The sequence below is a fragment of the Streptomyces sp. NPDC002573 genome, from assembly GCF_042889625.1.
GTDB classification, from domain to species: Bacteria; Actinomycetota; Actinomycetes; order Streptomycetales; family Streptomycetaceae; genus Streptomyces; species Streptomyces gibsoniae.
In genome coordinates this window covers 89,416-106,344 of sequence record NZ_JBIARC010000010.1, presented here as the reverse complement: position 1 = coordinate 106,344, position 16,929 = coordinate 89,416, and the positions used below count along the sequence as shown (strand labels likewise).

General features: G+C 71.3%; 17 protein-coding genes. 7 read left to right on the top strand and 10 right to left on the bottom strand.

Annotated elements, in window-relative coordinates:
- Positions 1–43: 43 nt before the first annotated feature.
- A complete protein-coding gene (locus ACFYX0_RS12725; RefSeq protein ID WP_388969690.1) occupies positions 44–1,258 on the top strand; it encodes a DUF418 domain-containing protein in 1,215 nt (404 codons plus the stop codon).
- A 250-nt stretch (positions 1,259–1,508) separates the two neighbouring features.
- Positions 1,509–2,135, top strand: a complete 627-nt coding sequence (locus ACFYX0_RS12720; protein WP_388969689.1) for a hypothetical protein — start codon at positions 1,509–1,511, stop codon at positions 2,133–2,135.
- Between the two features lie 566 nt (positions 2,136–2,701).
- Here ACFYX0_RS12720 and ACFYX0_RS12715 read toward each other — a convergent pair.
- The 3 genes from ACFYX0_RS12715 to ACFYX0_RS12705 all read right to left on the bottom strand — a co-directional run bounded on the left by ACFYX0_RS12715 (position 2,702) and on the right by ACFYX0_RS12705 (position 5,045).
- On the bottom strand, positions 2,702–3,517 hold the full coding sequence (locus ACFYX0_RS12715) for a class I SAM-dependent methyltransferase (RefSeq protein WP_388969686.1): 816 nt from the start codon (positions 3,515–3,517) through the stop codon (positions 2,702–2,704).
- A 99-nt stretch (positions 3,518–3,616) separates the two neighbouring features.
- Positions 3,617–3,817, bottom strand: a complete 201-nt coding sequence (locus tag ACFYX0_RS12710) for a ferredoxin (RefSeq protein WP_388969684.1) — start codon at positions 3,815–3,817, stop codon at positions 3,617–3,619.
- Between the two features lie 7 nt (positions 3,818–3,824).
- Positions 3,825–5,045 carry a cytochrome P450 gene (locus tag ACFYX0_RS12705; RefSeq protein ID WP_388969682.1) on the bottom strand — a complete coding sequence of 407 codons (1,221 nt, stop codon included), beginning with the start codon at positions 5,043–5,045 and terminating at the stop codon, positions 3,825–3,827.
- Between the two features lie 409 nt (positions 5,046–5,454).
- On the opposite strand from ACFYX0_RS12705, the gene ACFYX0_RS12700 reads away from it, so the two are divergent.
- Entirely contained in the window at positions 5,455–6,732 is a 1,278-nt protein-coding gene (locus tag ACFYX0_RS12700; RefSeq protein ID WP_388969680.1) for a protein kinase, read from the top strand.
- 107 nt (positions 6,733–6,839) lie between these two features.
- Positions 6,840–7,517 carry a DUF6445 family protein gene (locus tag ACFYX0_RS12695; protein ID WP_388969678.1) on the top strand — a complete coding sequence of 226 codons (678 nt, stop codon included), beginning with the start codon at positions 6,840–6,842 and terminating at the stop codon, positions 7,515–7,517.
- 18 nt (positions 7,518–7,535) lie between these two features.
- Here ACFYX0_RS12695 and ACFYX0_RS12690 read toward each other — a convergent pair whose 3' ends face one another.
- The 3 genes from ACFYX0_RS12690 to ACFYX0_RS12680 form a co-directional block, all read right to left on the bottom strand.
- Positions 7,536–8,060, bottom strand: a complete 525-nt coding sequence (locus ACFYX0_RS12690; protein ID WP_355914775.1) for a hypothetical protein — start codon at positions 8,058–8,060, stop codon at positions 7,536–7,538.
- A gap of 204 nt (positions 8,061–8,264) precedes the next feature.
- Positions 8,265–9,077: a TIGR03943 family putative permease subunit gene (locus ACFYX0_RS12685; RefSeq protein WP_388969677.1), complete on the bottom strand. Its 813-nt coding sequence runs from the start codon at positions 9,075–9,077 to the stop codon at positions 8,265–8,267.
- Positions 9,074–10,117, bottom strand: coding sequence for a permease (locus tag ACFYX0_RS12680; RefSeq protein WP_388969675.1), 1,044 nt, complete (start codon positions 10,115–10,117; stop codon positions 9,074–9,076). Before ACFYX0_RS12680 ends, ACFYX0_RS12685 begins: the two co-directional genes overlap by 4 nt.
- A gap of 270 nt (positions 10,118–10,387) precedes the next feature.
- On the opposite strand from ACFYX0_RS12680, the gene ACFYX0_RS12675 reads away from it, so the two are divergent.
- Entirely contained in the window at positions 10,388–11,131 is a 744-nt protein-coding gene (locus ACFYX0_RS12675) for a DUF4142 domain-containing protein (protein ID WP_355914766.1), read from the top strand.
- Between the two features lie 187 nt (positions 11,132–11,318).
- On the opposite strand, the gene ACFYX0_RS12670 is transcribed toward ACFYX0_RS12675, so the two are convergent.
- Positions 11,319–12,242 carry a hypothetical protein gene (locus tag ACFYX0_RS12670; protein WP_388969673.1) on the bottom strand — a complete coding sequence of 308 codons (924 nt, stop codon included), beginning with the start codon at positions 12,240–12,242 and terminating at the stop codon, positions 11,319–11,321.
- 337 nt (positions 12,243–12,579) lie between these two features.
- Positions 12,580–13,689, bottom strand: a complete 1,110-nt coding sequence (locus ACFYX0_RS12665) for a HoxN/HupN/NixA family nickel/cobalt transporter (protein WP_388969671.1) — start codon at positions 13,687–13,689, stop codon at positions 12,580–12,582.
- A gap of 311 nt (positions 13,690–14,000) precedes the next feature.
- Between ACFYX0_RS12665 and ACFYX0_RS12660 the strand changes: the two genes are divergently transcribed.
- A complete protein-coding gene (locus tag ACFYX0_RS12660) occupies positions 14,001–15,068 on the top strand; it encodes a sporulation protein (protein ID WP_388969669.1) in 1,068 nt (355 codons plus the stop codon).
- A gap of 229 nt (positions 15,069–15,297) precedes the next feature.
- On the opposite strand, the gene ACFYX0_RS12655 is transcribed toward ACFYX0_RS12660, so the two are convergent.
- Positions 15,298–15,576 carry a ribosomal protein L7/L12 gene (locus ACFYX0_RS12655; protein ID WP_388969667.1) on the bottom strand — a complete coding sequence of 93 codons (279 nt, stop codon included), beginning with the start codon at positions 15,574–15,576 and terminating at the stop codon, positions 15,298–15,300.
- 70 nt (positions 15,577–15,646) lie between these two features.
- Positions 15,647–16,420 (bottom strand): alpha/beta fold hydrolase, encoded by a 774-nt coding sequence (locus tag ACFYX0_RS12650; RefSeq protein ID WP_388969666.1) that lies wholly within the window; start codon positions 16,418–16,420, stop codon positions 15,647–15,649.
- Positions 16,421–16,482: 62 nt separating this feature from the next.
- Here ACFYX0_RS12650 and ACFYX0_RS12645 point away from each other — a divergent pair, with 62 nt between their 5' ends.
- Positions 16,483–16,908, top strand: coding sequence for a MarR family winged helix-turn-helix transcriptional regulator (locus ACFYX0_RS12645; RefSeq protein ID WP_355906355.1), 426 nt, complete (start codon positions 16,483–16,485; stop codon positions 16,906–16,908).
- Positions 16,909–16,929: the final 21 nt, after the last annotated feature.

The window sequence follows — 16,929 nt, the reverse complement described above, 5'->3', positions numbered from 1 at the left end:
TGCCGGATACCGCGCTGACCAGTACTTTTCCACTCTGGAACGCATGACGTACGACGCAGTCCTCACCGTGCCCCGGCCCCGAGTGCCCGAGAGCGCCACCGGAGTACGGGGGAACGGAACAGAGCAGAGCGGGCGGCCCTCGACGGGCCGTCTGGTCGGCGTGGACCTGGCCCGCGGTCTGGCTGTCTTCGGCATGTTCGCGGCCCATGTCGGACCCGACCCGGCCAAGGGTGGTGTCACCGGCTTCCTGATGGAGCTGGCGCACGGCAGGTCCTCCGCCCTGTTCGCCCTCCTGGCCGGCTTCGCGGTCGTTCTCATCACCGGGCGCCGTGCGCCCAAGACCGGGCAGGCCGGCCGGCAGGCCGTCGCCAAGGTGATCATCCGCGCGGTCATCCTGCTGGCCGTGGGCAGCGCCCTGACCATGTGGGGCGCCCCGGTCGATGTGATCCTCGCCTTCTACGGGCTGTACTTCCTGCTGGTGCTGCCGCTGTACCGGCTCAGCGCGGGGCCGCTCGCGGCACTGGCCGTCGGTACGGCCCTGGTGTTCCCGCAGCTGGACTACGTGCTGACGCCGCTGGTCAGTACCGGCCCCAGCGCGGCCGGCCGGCCCGACGGCCTGGTCTCCCTGCTGGTGACGGGCAGCTACCCGGCCCTGACCTGGCTCCCGTTCGTCCTGGCCGGTATGGCCGTGGCCCGCCTCGACCTGACGTCGGCGGTCGTCCGTAGCCGGATCGCCCTGACCGGTGCCGGTCTCGCGGTCGTCGGCTACGGCGGCTCGTGGCTGGCGCTGCACCTCGTCCCCGGTGCCCTCGAGGCGATCGGGGCCTCCGGGGCGGGCGACGCGGCGGGGTCGGCCTGGTGGTCCGACGTCGCGGGCTACCCGGCCGGCACCACCCCGGCCTGGCTGCTGGCCGCCTCCCCGCACAGCGAGACGACCCTGTCGATCCTCGCCAACGCGGGCGTGGCGATCGCCGTCCTGGCGCTGTGCCTCTCCGCGGTGGACGCCTTCCCCCGGCTGCGCCGTCTGGCCCGGCCCGTCATCGCGGTCGGCACCATGTCGATGACGGCGTACGTGGCCCACATCATCGCCATCCAGGCCCTGGGCATCGACGAGCTGCCGGGCCCGGCGCTGCACGTGCTGCTCGGCTTCATCGTGGCCGTCGCCGCCTTCGCCACCCTGTGGTCGCGCTCCTTCCAGCGCGGGCCGCTGGAGTGGGTGATGGGCAGGGCGACCGGGATCGCCCGCCACATCCCCTGACACCGGGCGGGGTGACCGTCGAGTCGCCCCGTGACCGTACAGGCACCGTCCGCAACCGCTCGGCACCCGGCATCACGCCGGGTGCCGAGCCGGTTCCGGGCTCCTTCTGTGCCGGGTGCCAGGGACCTGTGCCGAGTGCGACGGACGGCGCCGCCAACCGGGCGGGCTCGCGGGCGGTCCGGCCCGGTCCCGGGACGGGGTGCGATCGGTGCCCACACACTGGTGCCCTCGTGACCAGGCGGGAGACACGGTGGACGACCTCGGCCTTCGAAGAGCCCGGAAAGACGTCGGCACGGGCGCCCCCGGCGCCGCGCCCCAGCCGGGAGTCATCGGCATCGCGCTGGCCGCCGTGCTGACGGCCGCACTCGCCCAGGGTTCCTGGCAGTGGTTCGCGACCTACCTCGGCGTGACGCTCCTCGCGCTGGTCCTCTGCTTCTACCGCCTGCCTTCGTGGGCGCCCGGCCTGCGCTCCGCGTACGCCGTGAACCTGATGACCTACGCGGTGGTCGTGGGCCTGTGCATCGCGATCACGCTGGCGCCGATGATGCAGCGCTGGTCATGGCTGTTCCCCATGCCGGGCACCCGCGCCCAGTGCCGTGAGCTGGGCAGATACGAGCGCCTCCGGGTGGAGGCGACGCTGGCCGGCCTCGCCGGACGCGACCCCGTGGCGCTGGCCCACGCACAGCAGAGCCAGAGTCATACCGTCATGGCCGACTGTCTGGCGTCCACCACGACCCTGTGGCTGCCGGTGTACGGGCTCGGAGCAGCCGTGCTGGTGGCTCTGGGCGCCTGGTCCCTCGGCCGGTCCCGGACGCGCGGCGGAGCCGGGAGCACGGGGAACGAGGCGCCGGGGCGCTCGTCGCGTCCCCTGTCGTAGCCCGCCCGTGCCGTGAGGCGCGGCCGCGCCTCGGTGGCCGGGCCTCAACGCGGTGCCGGTCCGGCGCCCGGCCCCTGGGCCGTCCGAGGAACGGCGTTCATCGGATCGGGTGACTTGCTGCGGTGCCTTCCTCCCGTCCGCGTACGACCCGCATGAACTGGGCGGCGGACCACGACGAGGCCGCCCGTCATCCCCGCCTGTCATCCCTCTTCGCGACCGGCTGTCCTCGCCCGCATGCAGGCGCCTGCGAGGCGCCAGGGACCGAAGGGACACCGGATGCGCCTCCTGCCCGTTCTCGTGCGGAGCACCCTCGCGTCGCTCCTCCTCCTGCTCGGCATCGCCCCGGTCACGGCCCACGCCGTCGAACCCCTGGCCGGGCCGAGCGCTCGCTGCCGGTGCCGTCCGGCCGGTCGTGGGCTGGGGCGACGCCGGGTCGGGGTTCGTCGTCACCGCCACCGCCCTGCTCGTGCTGAGCGTGCTGATGTCGATCGCCCTGCTGGTCCCGATCAATCCGACGTGGCGGTGGGCAGGCGTGGCGGTCGGCAGGTGGACAACCCGCGCGACGGTCAGGCCCGGCGGTTGCGGGCGAGAAGGCCGAAAGTGGTGGCGGGGCCGAAGCGGTCCCCCAGCGACTGGAGCACATCCGACTGCGTCGACCAGTAGCGTTGCAGCTCGACCTGGTGGAACGCGGGTCGCAGCAGCCCCTGGAGGGCCACCTCGTCCACCCCTTGCCGTACCACGTGGTACTCCGCCATGTCGGCCTCGTTCGTCTCGTCGTAGTGACCGCGCAGCCGGCGCGCCTGGGTGGCCAGTCCGCGCCGCAGGTTTCCCTGGCCGAGCCGCCACAGCAGATACGCGCCCCGGTCCAGCCGCATCGAGACGCCCGACCGGCGCGGGTACCACAAGGGGTCCTGGACGCTGAAGAAGGCACCGCCCGCAGCGATACGGCCGACGAGGTGCTCGACGGCACCCAGATAGTCGGGGATGTGGTGCAGCACGGAGATGCACACCACGGCGTCGAGCGGCTCCGCCCGCAGGACCGCCTCTCCCTCCGGGTCGTGCGTGACGGTGACGCGCGGGTTGTTGCGGAAGCGGTGCCGGAGAACCGCCGCGCTGGGGGCGCTCATCTCCGTCACCTCGACCCTCGCCCCGGCCGCCACCAGATGGTCGGTGAAAGTCCCGTGCCCGGCACCGACCTCCAGGACCCGGCACTGCCCGTTCCGGTCGGTGACCTCGCCGACCAGGGCGTGCAGACCCGAGATCACCCGCTCACGGATGCGGTGATGCCGGATGTGCGGGGAGCCCTTGGCGTAGTCGTGCCCCTCGTCGTGGGCGCGTTCCTGAAGCTCCCCGATGGTGGGCCCGCTGAGGATTTCCGTCATGCGGGGACACTATTTCGGCCCCCGCCGCCACGAGCCCGCCCTCCCGCGGCCGGACCGCGTAATTCACGCGTCCGGCCGCAGGCCACCCGGCGGACGCCCTCAGTCCGTCCCGGTGAGCGTGATCGCGGCGGCCGGGCACATGGTCGCCGCCTCCCGTACGGCCGGGTGCTGCCCGGGCGGGGGTTCCGCGTCGCGGAGCTGGACGATCCCGTCCTCCTCCCGCTGATCGAACACGTGCGGCGCCAGCAGCACACACTGACCGGCACCGCAGCACTTCGCCTCGTCAACCGTGATCTTCATGTCCTCCTCACCACCGCACCGGAAGTTCCTGGAGCCTGCCGACGACCAGACCCTCCACCCTGCGCAGTTCGCCGGGCTCTACCGCCAGTTCCAGGTCCGGCAGACGGCGCAGCAGCACGTCGAGCACGGTCTGCAGTTCGGTGCGGGCCAGCGGCTGGCCCAGACAGGAGTGCGCGCCGGCGCCGAACGCGATGTGCGGGTTGGGGCTGCGGCCCAGGTCCAGTTCGTCGGCGCCCTCGAACGCGCTCTCGTCCCGGTTGGCCGCGGCCATGCTGCAGATCACCGTCGTTCCGGAGGGCACCACATCGCCCCCGACCACGGCGTCCTCGGAGAGATAGCGCGGCAGGCCGAAACCGCCGTTGCCGTCGAAGCGGAGCACCTCCTCCACGGCCGTACGCACCAGCGACCGGTCGGCGAGCAGCCGCTCCCAGTGGCGGCGGTCGGCCAGCAGCAGGGCCACCATCTTCGCGATCATCCCGGCCGTGGTCTCGTGCCCGGCGACCAGCAGCGCCTGGGCCGTCGCGACCAGCGCAGCCCCGGACATCGGCCGCCCCTCGGCGTCGGTCGCGTCCATGAGCCGGCTCAGCAGATCGTCGCCGGGGTGTGCGCGCCTGCCCTCGACCAGCTCGCTGAGGTAGGCGGTGAACTCCTCCTGCGCGGTGTCGATCTCGGCCTCGTCGAACCGCGTCAGGCTGAGGCTGACGTCGGACCAGTGCGCGAACGCCTCACGGTCGCTCTCCGGGACGCCGAGCATGTCGCAGATGACCCACACCGGCAGCGGGAAGGCCACATGGGTGACGAGATCGGCCGGCCGGCCGTGCGCCAGCATCTCGTCGACGAGCTCCTCCGTCCGTGCCTCGATCCCGGGCCGCAGCGCGGACATGCGCTTGGCCGTGAACCACTTGCCGACCATCCGGCGCCATCGCTCGTGCCCCTCGGCGGCAAGCGTCCGCGACACCGGGCTGTTGAACAGTCCCCCCGACTCGGTGTCGGTGATCCGGGCCGCTCCGGGCGCACTCAGCTCGCGGGTGAAGCGCGGGTCGGCGAGCACGCTGCGGACGTCCTCGTACCGGGTGAGCAGCGCCGCCTCGTCGCCGCTGGGCAGCGTCACCCGCGCGATCGGGCACGTCTGCCGCAACTCGGACCACTCCGTAGGCACCTGAAGGGCCGTCGGGGCGGCGAAGGGATAGGGCAGCGGCTCGTTCCGCTCGGTATGTCCGTCACTCATGATGGCCTCCTGCTTGCGGGGGGTGGGGTCCTGCTGTCAGGCCATCCCTTCCCAGAAATCAAGTCAATCGACTGACTTACGAACTTGGCCGATGTCGGACCGTCCTCCCCCGGTCAGCGGCATGGGAGCCCCGCGCCGAATGGCCCGTTCCCGACGGGTCGCGCCCGTCGGCGGGCGTCCGGAGGAGCCGGGCGCCGCCGCGCCGGGAGTGCCGGACACGCGGGGATTGTGCGACAGGTTCGTCACCACTCGGTCATCACAGGGGGGAGACCGTGATCAAAAAGGGGAGCGTGCCGTTAGGCTGTGATCCGCTCCGGCCCCCCACCATCACCCGTTCCGCGGAGTCATGGCCGACGGCGGTCGAGCGGTCTCACGGCATTCGTCTCACGGCATGAGGATGTAACAACAGGTGCTGATCGCGGGCCGGTACGAGCTGAACACGACCATCGGACGTGGCGCGATGGGGGAGGTCTGGCGGGCGTACGACCAGATGCTCGGCCGGCCGGTCGCGGTCAAGGTCCTGCTGGCCCAGAACTCCGACCCCACCGCCGACTCCCGCTTCCGGCTGGAGGCCCAGACCGCGGGGCGGCTGCACCACCCCCATGTGGTCGGCGTCCTCGACTTCGGCGAGCACGACGGCCGCCTGTTCCTGGTGATGGAGTTCGTGGACGGCGACAGCCTCTCCCGGGTGCTCGCCGACGACGGTCCGCTGCCCGCGGAGCGCGTCGCCCGCATCGCCGCGCAGGCCGCGGCCGGACTCGCCGTGGCGCACCAACAGGGCATCGTGCACCGGGACATCAAGCCCGGCAATCTGCTGCTCGACGCGGACGGCACCCTCAAGATCGGCGACTTCGGCATCGCCCGCTTCATGGACGACCCCTCGGCCGCGCTCACCGCGACCGGGCAGATCGTCGGCACCAGCCTGTACATCGCGCCGGAGCGCGCCCTCGGCAAGCCCGCGGGACCCCCGAGCGACGTCTACTCGCTGGGCTGTGTGCTCTACCAACTCCTGACCGGCAAGCCGCCGTTCCAGGCCGACACCCCGATCGCGATCCTCCACCAGCATCTCGACAGCGCTCCCGTGCCGCTCCACCAGCTGGGCGTCTCGCTGCCGCCCGCCTTCGAGAGCTATCTGCTGAGCCTGCTCGCCAAGCGTCCCGAGGACCGGCCGACCGCCCAGCAGGCCGCCGACTGGTTCGGCACCGGCGCCTGGCAGGGCCGCCCCGAGCCGCTCCCCGCCGTCGTCCCGCAGCAGCGCCACACCCCGGTGCCCGTCATGGAGCCGCCGGCGCTCCCCCGTACGGACTCCGGCCCGGCGACGACGTACAAGCTCCCCTCCGCCGCTCCGGGCCCGGGCCACCGGGCGGCCCATCGCCAGCGCCCGCAGCCGGGCAGCCAGCGGGAGCGCCCCGCCATCACCGCTCAGCGGGAACGCCCCGCCACGGGAGGCCGCCGCGAGCGTCCGGCCGCGTCGGGGCGCCGCGACCGCCAGTCGTCCGGCGGCCGGCGCGCACAGCCCTCGCTGCGTACGTTCGTCGTGCAGCGGCCGCGCGCCGTGGGCCTGATCGCCGCGGCGGCACTCTTCCTCACGGCGATGTTCGTGAGCATGGCGGTGTTCTCGCCGGACGACAGCTCCGCGGAGACCCCGGACCAGACGCAGTCGAGCCCGGCGTCACCGACCCCCTGACCGTGTTCCGTCGGCTCAACTCCCTTACCTGTTAAACGGGTTGTGTTGACGGAACATTGACCAACCGATGAGAAACGGCGACGGGCCCGGACTGTAGGTTCACCCGCATGCCCCCACAGCCCCCACGCCTGCCCGTACTCCCGTACCGCAAGCCCACCCGAGGCCGTGACTACTGGGTCCTCGACGACGTCCTGCCGAACGTGGACGAGGTACGGGCCCGGTGCCTCGCCAAGGGCGAGGACGACTGGACCAAGGGGTATCCGTACACCCAGGAGAGCTGGCCGGGGCTGCGGACGATGCCCGGACTCGAACCGGCCGAACTCGCCCACGTGGAACGGCTCGTGCGCAAGGAGACCGGCGCGCAGAAGCTGTGGCTGCAGACCGCGCCCGATGGGGGCACCCTCAACCACAACTGCATCCAGGTCGTCGGCAAGGACGAGGGCGAGCCGCGTCCGCACACCGACTCACGGGCGCTGTGCCGCTACGCCGCGGTGCTCTATCTCAGTCCGAACATCCCCAAGGACTGCGGCACGAGCTTCTACCGCCAGCACCTGCCCGGCGGTGTCCTCGGCGGCAACATGGTGCAGGCGCCGCACACCAACCTGGTCGAGGCGCTGGGCACGCGCTATGTCTCACCGGACGCGTTCACCGAGGACGTGCGCGTGCCGCAGCGCTACAACAGGCTGCTCCTCTACAAGGCCAACATCATGCACAGTGCCACCGGTTACTGCGGAAGCGAGCTGGACGACAAGCGCATGACGGCCGTCTTCTTCTGGATGGCCTGAGCGGCCGGAGGGCCGGGGTCAGCCGAGGCCGAGGCTGGAGAGCGCCGTCGTCCAGTCCGTGATGATCGCGTCCTGGGCGTCCGACAGGCTGACCTCCCCCGCGCACACGGCCTTCTTGAGCTTGTTCTCGACGACGTCCTTGTCCCCCGAGGTCTCATCGCCGTAGTGCGGCTCGGGCCACAGGTTCAGCTCGCTCTTGGGCGCGCCGCCGAGTTCGAGCGGCACGAAGTGGTCTTCCTCGTAGTCCGAGGTGCTGGTGTCGGAGTAGCCGTACTCGACGATCTGCTTCTTCTTCAGGGCGTTGGTGTACGAGGTGGACGGCCGTACGGTCGCGGTCCAGCCGGAGACACAGATCGTCGACCCGATGGTGGACTGGGTGACGTCCGGGTTGAGGGCGCCCGGCTGGCAGTACGGGTCGGGGAGGGGGAGGTAGTCCTGGCTGCACGACTGCGCGTGCGCGGTGCCGGCGGTGACCGTGAGGCCCGCCGCGGCGAGGGCCAGGGTGGACAGGGTGGTGACCAGGGGGTGGGGTATTCGGGACATGGGAATCTCCCGGTGTGGTGCCCGGCGGGGTACCGGGCGGTCGTGAGCATGACAGCACCGGATGCTCTATGCGGGTAGACCCCTTTGCGGGACCGGGAGACCCTTGGTTGAACGTTTGTTCACGCCTGACCGGGCGTTGGAGAGTCATGGGCCGGGCTTGGGCGGTGGTTCACCCTCCCGTACGGCTGCGTGCGAGGCGGACGGTCAGCGCGAGGGGAGGAGCGGCAGATCGTCCGTGTACCCGTTCACCGGCCGGGCGATCCGCTCGACGGTACGGACGTCGAGCGCGACGGGCGCGGAACTCGTGCCCAGGGTTCCGCCGGAGTGCCAGGTACCCGTGACGGCCACCCAGGTGTTGGCGGCCAGGGCCGGCATCCCGTACATCCGCACCTTCACGGACTGGGCGTCCGCGGCACAGCACGAGATGATGATCCGGGTCAGGTACCAGTCGCCGCCCTTCTTGTCGGGCGTGACGAAACCGGACATCTGCACGCTGCGCCCCTTGATGGCCTGCCCCCGGTCCTGCTGCACCCGGGTGGTGAAGTCCGTGAGGGTCATCGGCAGCGGTGAGGTCCGGGGCAGCGGATCGAAGTGATCCTGCTCCTTGACCGCCTTGGGCGCCTCCCGGGTGGCGGTGTACGCGCCGAGGGCGGGCGGCGCGAAGAAGAGCAGGCTCAGCGCGGGCAGGAACAGCAGCCAGGCGATCCGGGGGGTGCCGGTGTGGTCGTGACCGTGGCTGTGACCGTGATCGTGGCCTCCGTCGTGGTCGTGGCCGCGCTCGTGGTCGCCGTGAGCGTCCTCCGGATGTCCGGCGGGTTCGCCGTGGCCCGGGCGGGGCCGGATCCGGCCCGACAGGGCGTCCACCACTCCCAGCACCAGCAGCAGCACCCCCGACGCGATCAGCAGCGGCCGCAGCCCCTCCTTCACATACCTGAGGCACAGGTCGGTGAAGAGCGAGGCGTGCAGCAGGCCGAGGCCGCTGAGGACGAGCAGGGTCACCTGGACGGGGCGCTTCACAGCAGGGCCGCTCCGATCAACGAGCTGCAAAGAATCGCGACCACGGTCGTCCCGGTGGAGAAGCGGGCCGCGAAGGCCCGTCCGAACGTGCCCGCCTGAAGGGCGATCAGCTTGAGGTCGACCATCGGCCCGACCACCATGAACGCCAGCCGCGCGACCGGCGAGAACCCGCTCAGCGACGCCGCCACGAACGCGTCGGCCTCGGAGCACACCGCGAGGATGACGGCGAGCCCGGCCAGGAAGAGCACCGACAGCCAGGGGGAGCCGGAGAAGGTGTCGAGCACGGAACGCGGGACGGCCACGTTGAAGGTGGCCGCCGCCATGGCGCCGACCACCAGGAACCCGCCCGCGTGCAGGAAGTCGTGCTGGAAGCCGAGCCGGAACTCCGTCCAACGGCTGTGCCCCGGCTGGTGTCCGGTGTGCCGCGCGGTGGGCCGCAGCCACTCCTCGCGGCCCAGCCAGAGCCAGAGCCAGCCCATCACGGCGGCGGTGGCGAGCGAGGCGAGCAGCCGGGCCAGCACCATGGCGGGGTTGCCGGGGAAGGCCACCGCGGTCGCCGTCAGCACCACGGGGTTGACAGCGGGGGCCGAGAGCAGGAACGCGAAGGCGGCGGCGGGAGTCACCCCACGGCGGATCAGGCTGTTAGCGACCGGCACCGACGCGCACTCACAACCGGGCAGGACGACACCGGCCACACCGGCGACCGGCACCGCGAGCACGGGCCGGCGGGGCAGCACCTTGCTGAACACCCGGGCCGGCACGAACGCGTTGATCGCGCCGGACAGCGCGGTGCCGAGCAGCAGGAAGGGCAGCGCCTGGACGACGACGGCGAGACACACGGTCCGCCATGCCTGCATGGCGGGCACGTTCAGCGAGCGGCTGAGCAGGAGCAGCACGGGGCCGGCGAGGACGGCCGGTCCGAACAGCAGCGGCCAGGGCAGCGGCCGTCGGCCGGGCGCGGGCGCGTCGGCGGTCGCCACGGGGACCGCGCCGGCCGGCTCGGCCTCGGTCTGCGCGGGCAGCGCATCCGCCTTCTGCATGGCAACCCCGAATGTCCGATGTTCAGACTGAACATAGCGGGTGCCGAGCCGGGCACCCCGGCAGCGCCACGCGTCATCTTCCGGCACACGGACCCCAGGGGCGGGGCTCATGACCACGGAACTGCCGTGCGCGCGGCGCGGGTCCGGGCCGGCGCGGGCCCGCCCGGGTGTGACGACCCCCACAGCGTGGTCCGCGGATTTTGCCAGCGGAAAAGGTTCCGGGCCCCGCCACCCGCGTACTTCTGGGCGTCCGAACAACCAGGAGGTGCCATGCGCATTTCGCGGAACGCGGCCGGAACCCTCTTCGTGACGGGCGCCCTGACACTTACGCTCACGGCGCTCGTCTATCCCTCGATGCTGGGAGTGCAGACCGTGTCGAGCGCTCCGTCGCGTGTCATCGCCAACACCTCGTCGGGGCCGCTGACCGAGGCGGACCGCGATTTCGTCGTCAAAGTACGGGCCGCCGGTCTGTGGGAGTTCCCCTCGGGTGAACTGGCCCTGAAGAAGGGCACCACCCCGGCCGTGCGCACCGCCGGCGCGCATCTGGTCAACGGGCACGCCAACCTCGACGAGGCAGACCGGAAGGTCGCCGCGGCGCTGGGCATCACGCTGCCCAACCAGCCGAGCCCGCAGCAGCAGGGGTTCGTGCAGACGCTGACGGCGGACCAGGGCAAGAAGTTCGACGAGGATCTCGCCAACATCCTGCGGGTGACGCACGGCCAGATCTTCCCGGTCATCGCCAACATCCGTGCCACCACCAAGAACACGCTGGTCCGCCAGCTGGCCGACCAGGCGAACGACACGGTCCTCGACCACATCACGGTGATGGAGCAGACGGGCCTGGTGAACTTCGACAACGTCCTGTTCCAGGAGACGACCCCGCCGAAGCTCCCGAAGAGCGACACGACCCCGCCGGCCCCCGCGCCCGGCGAGCCCACGGTGGTCCTCTCCCCGCCCGCCGGCTTCACGCCGCCGCCGTCGACCGCTCCGTCCCCGGTGCCCACGACGGGCTGACCCCCCCCCAGGATCCGCCCGGCCACGGCCGTCGGCGAGCGCGTGCCCCAACAGCACGCCCGCCGACGGCCGTTCGCGTCTCCCGCCTCAGCCGGCGGGGGCCGCGGGGCGAAAGGGTGGGCCCGGCGCTCCTCGGGGGATAGGAGCGCCGGGCCCAGGGAAAATGGTCACAAGGACGCCGGAGGCGTCAGGCGCGGGTGCGCGAGGAGCGGCGTCGGGTGACGACCGCGATGGCCGCGCCGGCCGCGACGAGGACCGCGGCGCCCGCCGTGAGCGGGAGCGCGTTGCTGCCGCCACCCGTCTCCGCGAGGCCGCCGGGCGGGGTGGACGAACCGCCGTTCGGCGTCGGCGCGGGCGGCGTGCTCGACTCCTGGGCGGGCGGGCTGGACGGCGAGGCCGGGGTCGCGGGCGTCGACGCGGGCGGGGTGGTGGCCGGCACGGACGCGGGCGGCGTCGAGGCGGGCGGGGTCGACGCGGGCGGCGTGCTCGGCGGCTGGGCCGTGCAGTCCTTCGTACCGCCGTTCCAGGACGCGATCAGCTTGTCCTTGATGACCGGGCGGTCCGGGCCCTTGGGCAGGTCACCGTGCTCGAAGCCGTCGTTCGCCTTGAAGTCGCCGTCGAACTTCACCTTGCCCCGGTACAGGTCGATCTGCGCGAAGCAGCTCGCGTCCGGGACCGAGATGTCCAGCGAGTCGGTGTCGCCCGGCTTCACCGTCACGGAGTCGAAGTCGTGGAAGACCTGGAGTCCGGAGGTGCCGAAGGTGGCGCCGTGCGCCCGGTAGGCGGCGAGCGAGGCGGTGCAGGTCGTGGCGTCGCCCGCGGCCCGCACCTTGATGTGGACCTTGCCGTCCTCGGTCGGCTTCAGGTTCTGGTCGTCGACCCGCACCGAGTCGGTGAAGGAGGTCCCGTCCAGCGAGAACTGGCACCGGTCGTTCTCGGTCACCGTGCCCGGGCCCTTGCCGGACGTGTAGCCGTGACCGGCCTTGTCCCAGCCGTCACCGCCAGGCGTGTCCGAGGCCCAGGCGGCGCCGCCCGTGACGGCGGTGAGAGTGAGCGCCACAGCGCCCGTCCCGAGCAGGCGGCGTACGGTGACACGGCGCGCAGCGGACATGCGTTCCCCCAACTTCCTGGGCTGTGCCCCGGACCAGGGCAGCGGGCAGCACAAGGCCGCCGGGACCGTGGCCGGGAAAGAGTGGTCGAAGAGAAACACTGGGCTCACTGGTCACATGAGCCACAGTTCGAGCACATAGTCGATCACAACCGATCAACTGTCAACCTCGTTGAAGCCGACACGAGTTCGGGATTCCATCACGTTTCAGCCACATCAGGAATGAGACCCTCCGGCCCTCTGGTCGGAACCCGGCAGTGGGGAGACGCACGCGTGCCCGAGGGTCGCGCGATGGGCCGCCGGGGGGCCGGGGACTGTACTCAGCGCCCTGCACGGCGTCCTACTCGGCGCCCTGCTCCGCCGGCTGCGCGAGACCGGCCGTCCACTTCTCCTCGATGCGGCCGACCTTCCACACCACCAGCGCGACCGCCCAGGTGGCGAAGAACAGGCCCACGATCACGAAGCCGACGGTGTTGAGGTCCACGCCGGCGACCCAGTCCCAGAACGCCCCGTGCAGCCCGAGCTTCTCGGAGAACAGGCCGAGCAGCTCGACCGTGCCGATGATCAGGGCGACGGCGACCGACAGACCCGTGATGGTGAGGTTGTAGTAGACCTTCCTGACCGGCTTGGAGAACGCCCACTCGTACGCGAAGTTCATGAACGATCCGTCGATCGTGTCGAGCAGCGACATTCCGGCCGCGAACAGGACGGGCAGACAGAGGATCGCGTACCAGGGCAGTCCGGACGCCGCGCCCGAACCGGCCAGGACGAGGAGCGCGACCTCCGTCGCGGTGTCGAAGCCGAGCCCGAAGAGCAGGCCCAGCGGATACATCTGCCACGGCTTGCTGATCGACCTCGTCACGCGGCCGAGGAGGCGGTTCATGAAGCCGCGCTTGTCGAGCTGCTCCTCCAGGGCCGCCTCGTCGAACCCGCCCGACCGCATCTGCCGGAAGACCTTCCAGATGCCGGCCAGGATGACGAAGTTGATCGCGGCGATGAGGTAGAGGAAGGTCCCGGAGACCGTCGTGCCGACGATTCCCGTGACGTTGTGCAGTTCCGAGCCGTCGTCGCGGACCGGACCGGCGACCGCCTTCACGCCGAGCGAGAGCAGCAGGGCCAGCACGAAGACGACGCTGGAGTGGCCGAGCGAGAACCAGAAGCCCACCGACAGCGGGCGCTTCCCCTCGCCCATCAGCTTCCGGGTGGTGTTGTCGATCGCTGCGATGTGGTCCGCGTCGAAGGCGTGCCGCATCCCCAGCGTGTACGCGGTCACGCCGATGCCGACGCCGAAGTAGTCGGCGCCGACCTTGTAGTGCTCGGGCGCGACGACGCCGACGAGCGTGCCCCAGCCGATGACGTGCAGCGCCAGGACGAACGCGGCCATCCCGCCGAGCCGGCCCCACTCCTGCCGTGTGATGGGCATCCGCATCCGGGAGGAGGACGGGGGCATGGAGTGGGGCCTTTCTTCGCGGGTGCTGCAGTCCCCTGCTTCTCCGGGTACTGCAATATCTACCTTGCTGCTTGATTCTGCTACTTGCAAGAAAGTCGCAGTAAAGGCTGGGCGCCGCCGACGGAGCCGCACGCGGCCCAGGTGATCCGCAACTCATCCTCCATACGAGTGACTTCCGGGATCCTTCCGAGCGCTTGGGAACTTCTTTACCTTTTCGGTCGGTTCAACGGGCAGCGGGTCGGCGCACGTCACGAGCGGGCGCCGGCCGGCGGGACGGACAACGAAGGCGATCAGTAAGGAGCGACACCGGCATGGTGTTCAAACGGCTGCTCGGGGCGATCGGCGTGGGAGGCCCCTCGGTGGACACGGTCCTGGACGGCGGCGCGGCGCTGCCCGGCGCGTCGCTGTCCGGGCAGGTGCATCTGCGCGGCGGCGGTTCGGTCGTGGAGATCGAGCACATCGGGCTCGAGTTGGTCGCGCGCGTGGAGGCGGAGCACGGGGAGGGCGAGAGCGAGGGAGCGGTCGCCTTCGCCCGGTTCACGGTGGGCGGCGGCTTCCGCCTCGACGAGGAGGAGCAGCGCAGCGTCCCGTTCAGCGTGCCCCTGCCCTTGGAGACGCCGATCACCGAGTTGTACGGGCAGCAGCTGGGCATCGTCCTCGGCGTGCGCACGGAGCTGGCGGTGGCCGGCGCCAAGGACAAGGGCGACCTGGACCAGTTGGCCGTGCGCCCGCTGCCGGTCCAGGAGGCGATTCTGGAGGCCCTCGGACAGCTCGGCTTCGGCTTCCGCTCCGCCGATCTGGAGTACGGCCGCATCGGCGGCACCGGCCAGCAGCTGCCCTTCTACCAGGAGATCGAGCTCACCCCCGCCCCGCGGTACGCGCACGCGGTGAACGAGATCGAGCTGACCTTCCTGGCCTCCCCCGAGAGCGTGGAGATCGTCCTTGAGGCCGACAAGCGCGGCGGCCCCTTCTCCTCGGGCCATGACACACTCACCCGCTTCACGGCCGGCCACCACGAGGTCCACACCCGCGACTGGTACACGGAGGTCGACGGCTGGATCGCACAACTGATCGAACACCGGGCCGCGTACGGGCCGGGGGCGATGTACGGGGCCCCTGCCTCCGCTCCGTACACCGGCCACCACGGCGGGCACTACGGCGACCAGCACGGAGGCCACTACACCGACCATCACGGAAGCCACCACGACGGCCATCGCGGCGGGCACCGGTCCGGACCCGGCGTCGGCACGGCGGTCGCCGCGGGTGCGGCGGGGCTGGCCGTCGGGGTCGTCGGCGGACTGGTCGCGGCCGAAGTGGTGGACGAGATCGGGGACTTCTTCGAGGGAGAGGAGGAGGAGAGCGGGGACGACAGGGCCTAGTACTGCAACCGCACTCATGGAATCAGCGCAGGTCAGTTTAGGCGTCTGGACACTTCGAAGCTGACGGGCCATCAGATATAGAGAGCCGTTGACCTGCCAGTTCGCGATCGGCCCGGCGCGGCGACTATCACCGTGCGCCGTCGGATCGCCACCGCCCAAAAACCGCCGCGCTGCGCCTGACCTGCGGTGACGCGACAGGTGCGGTTGCAGTACTAGGGCATGTTGCGCCCTAACCCATTCGCTCCACGGCCTCCTTGGCCTCCTTCAGGCCGGCCCCGGTGACCTCGCGGTACAGCTTGATCGCCTGTATCGGCTTGCCCTCGCGCACCAGGGCGGTGACCCCGTCCAGGGCGGCGTCGGCCGCGTCCAGACCCATCCGGTCGAGGATCAGGTCGAGTTTCTGCTCGAGCCGGGCGACACGACGGTCGGCGCCCCGGATTCTGCCCTCGGCACCGATGACGGTCGTGAGGAGGAGTACGCCGAGCACGTAGAGACCCACTGTTTCCATGGCCCGCGATCCTAGGAGCGGCCTGCGTCCGGGTCCCGTCGGCCACACCGGGCGGGGCACGTGGTGTCGATCACTCGTCGAGAAAGGCGTCGATCGCGGCGAACGTGGCCTCCGGCCGCTCGATATGAGGCAGATGGCCCGCCTCGGGGACGACCACGAGGCGGCCGTCGCCGAACGCGGCGGCATAGGCCGCCCCGTAGGCGGGCGTGACGATGCGGTCGCTCTCGCCCCACAGCGCTAGGACGGGGATCCGGACGCGTCCCAGGCGGCGCAGCAGCTTCGGGTCGTGCATGGACGGGCCGCCCGCGAAGGTGTGCAGAGCCGCCATGTTGCCCTGGCGGAGGGCGAGTTGCGCGGCGGGGACCTCGGCCGGGTCGACGTAGAAGCGCTCGGAGTCGTGATAGGCGTACTCGGCGACGCCGCGGGCGTCGAGGGCGAAGAAGTCCCTGATCGGTTCGCCCTCGACCGCGACGCCCACGGCATCCACCAGCACCAGTCCGGTGAGGATCCCCGCCTGGTCGCGGACGGCCATCTCGGCGGCGATCCAGCCGCCGAGCGACGAGCCGACGACCAGCACATCGCGGAGCCCCCGGTCGTGCAGGAGGTGGAGATAGGCCAGGGCGAGATCGTCGATGCCGGTGAACCAGTCGGGACGGGGTGTGCCGTTCCATCCGGGATGGGTGGGGGTGATGACATGCGCGGTCCGCGCCAGATGGTCCGCGAGCCCGGTGACGGTGGCCGGGCCTCCGCCACCGTGCAGGACCAGCACGGGACGTCCGGCCCCGGATTCGGCGAGGGTGAGGCTCACTTCGGGCTGCACGGCGTACGAGTGGGATGTGGTCATGCCTGGAGACTAACTAAACATGCTTATATAAGCAACCTTAGTCGCGGTGTTAGCCTGGCCCCATGGCCCCTGAACCGCAGATCCTCGGCAGAGCCGTCAAGCAGGCCCAGTACCGTCAGCACCGGGCCCTCGACAGCCGGCTCGCCGGCATCGGGACGACCCTCGCGCAGTGGGACGCCCTGCGGGCGATCAGCCGTACCCCGGGCGCGACCGCCCGGTCGCTGGCGGCGGCGACGTTCCAGAGCGAGCAGGCCTTCGGCACGCTCGCCGGTCGGCTGACGGCCCAGGGCCTGATCGACCGGCGGCCGGGACACGGCCGGCGTATCGAGCACCACCTCACACCGGCCGGGGAGGAGACCCTGAGGGCGGGACACCGGGTCGCCGACGAGGTCCTGGCCGAGTGCTTCGCGCCGCTGTCCGAGGACGAACGGACGACCCTGCTCGGCCTGCTGAACCGGCTCACGGAGGAGGAGCGGGCGAACGGCTGAGGCGCCGCACGCCTCTGGGCC

Coding starts and splice junctions, on each gene's coding strand:
- ACFYX0_RS12725 (WP_388969690.1), top strand. CDS start 44: ATGACGTACGACGCAGTCCTCACCGTGCCCCGGCCCCGAGTGCCCGAG.
- ACFYX0_RS12715 (WP_388969686.1), bottom strand. CDS start 3,517: ATGACGGAAATCCTCAGCGGGCCCACCATCGGGGAGCTTCAGGAACGC.
- ACFYX0_RS12710 (WP_388969684.1), bottom strand. CDS start 3,817: ATGAAGATCACGGTTGACGAGGCGAAGTGCTGCGGTGCCGGTCAGTGT.
- ACFYX0_RS12705 (WP_388969682.1), bottom strand. CDS start 5,045: ATGAGTGACGGACATACCGAGCGGAACGAGCCGCTGCCCTATCCCTTC.
- ACFYX0_RS12695 (WP_388969678.1), top strand. CDS start 6,840: ATGCCCCCACAGCCCCCACGCCTGCCCGTACTCCCGTACCGCAAGCCC.
- ACFYX0_RS12690 (WP_355914775.1), bottom strand. CDS start 8,060: ATGTCCCGAATACCCCACCCCCTGGTCACCACCCTGTCCACCCTGGCC.
- ACFYX0_RS12680 (WP_388969675.1), bottom strand. CDS start 10,117: ATGCAGAAGGCGGATGCGCTGCCCGCGCAGACCGAGGCCGAGCCGGCC.
- ACFYX0_RS12675 (WP_355914766.1), top strand. CDS start 10,388: ATGCGCATTTCGCGGAACGCGGCCGGAACCCTCTTCGTGACGGGCGCC.
- ACFYX0_RS12670 (WP_388969673.1), bottom strand. CDS start 12,242: ATGTCCGCTGCGCGCCGTGTCACCGTACGCCGCCTGCTCGGGACGGGC.
- ACFYX0_RS12665 (WP_388969671.1), bottom strand. CDS start 13,689: ATGCCCCCGTCCTCCTCCCGGATGCGGATGCCCATCACACGGCAGGAG.
- ACFYX0_RS12660 (WP_388969669.1), top strand. CDS start 14,001: ATGGTGTTCAAACGGCTGCTCGGGGCGATCGGCGTGGGAGGCCCCTCG.
- ACFYX0_RS12655 (WP_388969667.1), bottom strand. CDS start 15,576: ATGGAAACAGTGGGTCTCTACGTGCTCGGCGTACTCCTCCTCACGACC.
- ACFYX0_RS12650 (WP_388969666.1), bottom strand. CDS start 16,420: ATGACCACATCCCACTCGTACGCCGTGCAGCCCGAAGTGAGCCTCACC.
- ACFYX0_RS12645 (WP_355906355.1), top strand. CDS start 16,483: ATGGCCCCTGAACCGCAGATCCTCGGCAGAGCCGTCAAGCAGGCCCAG.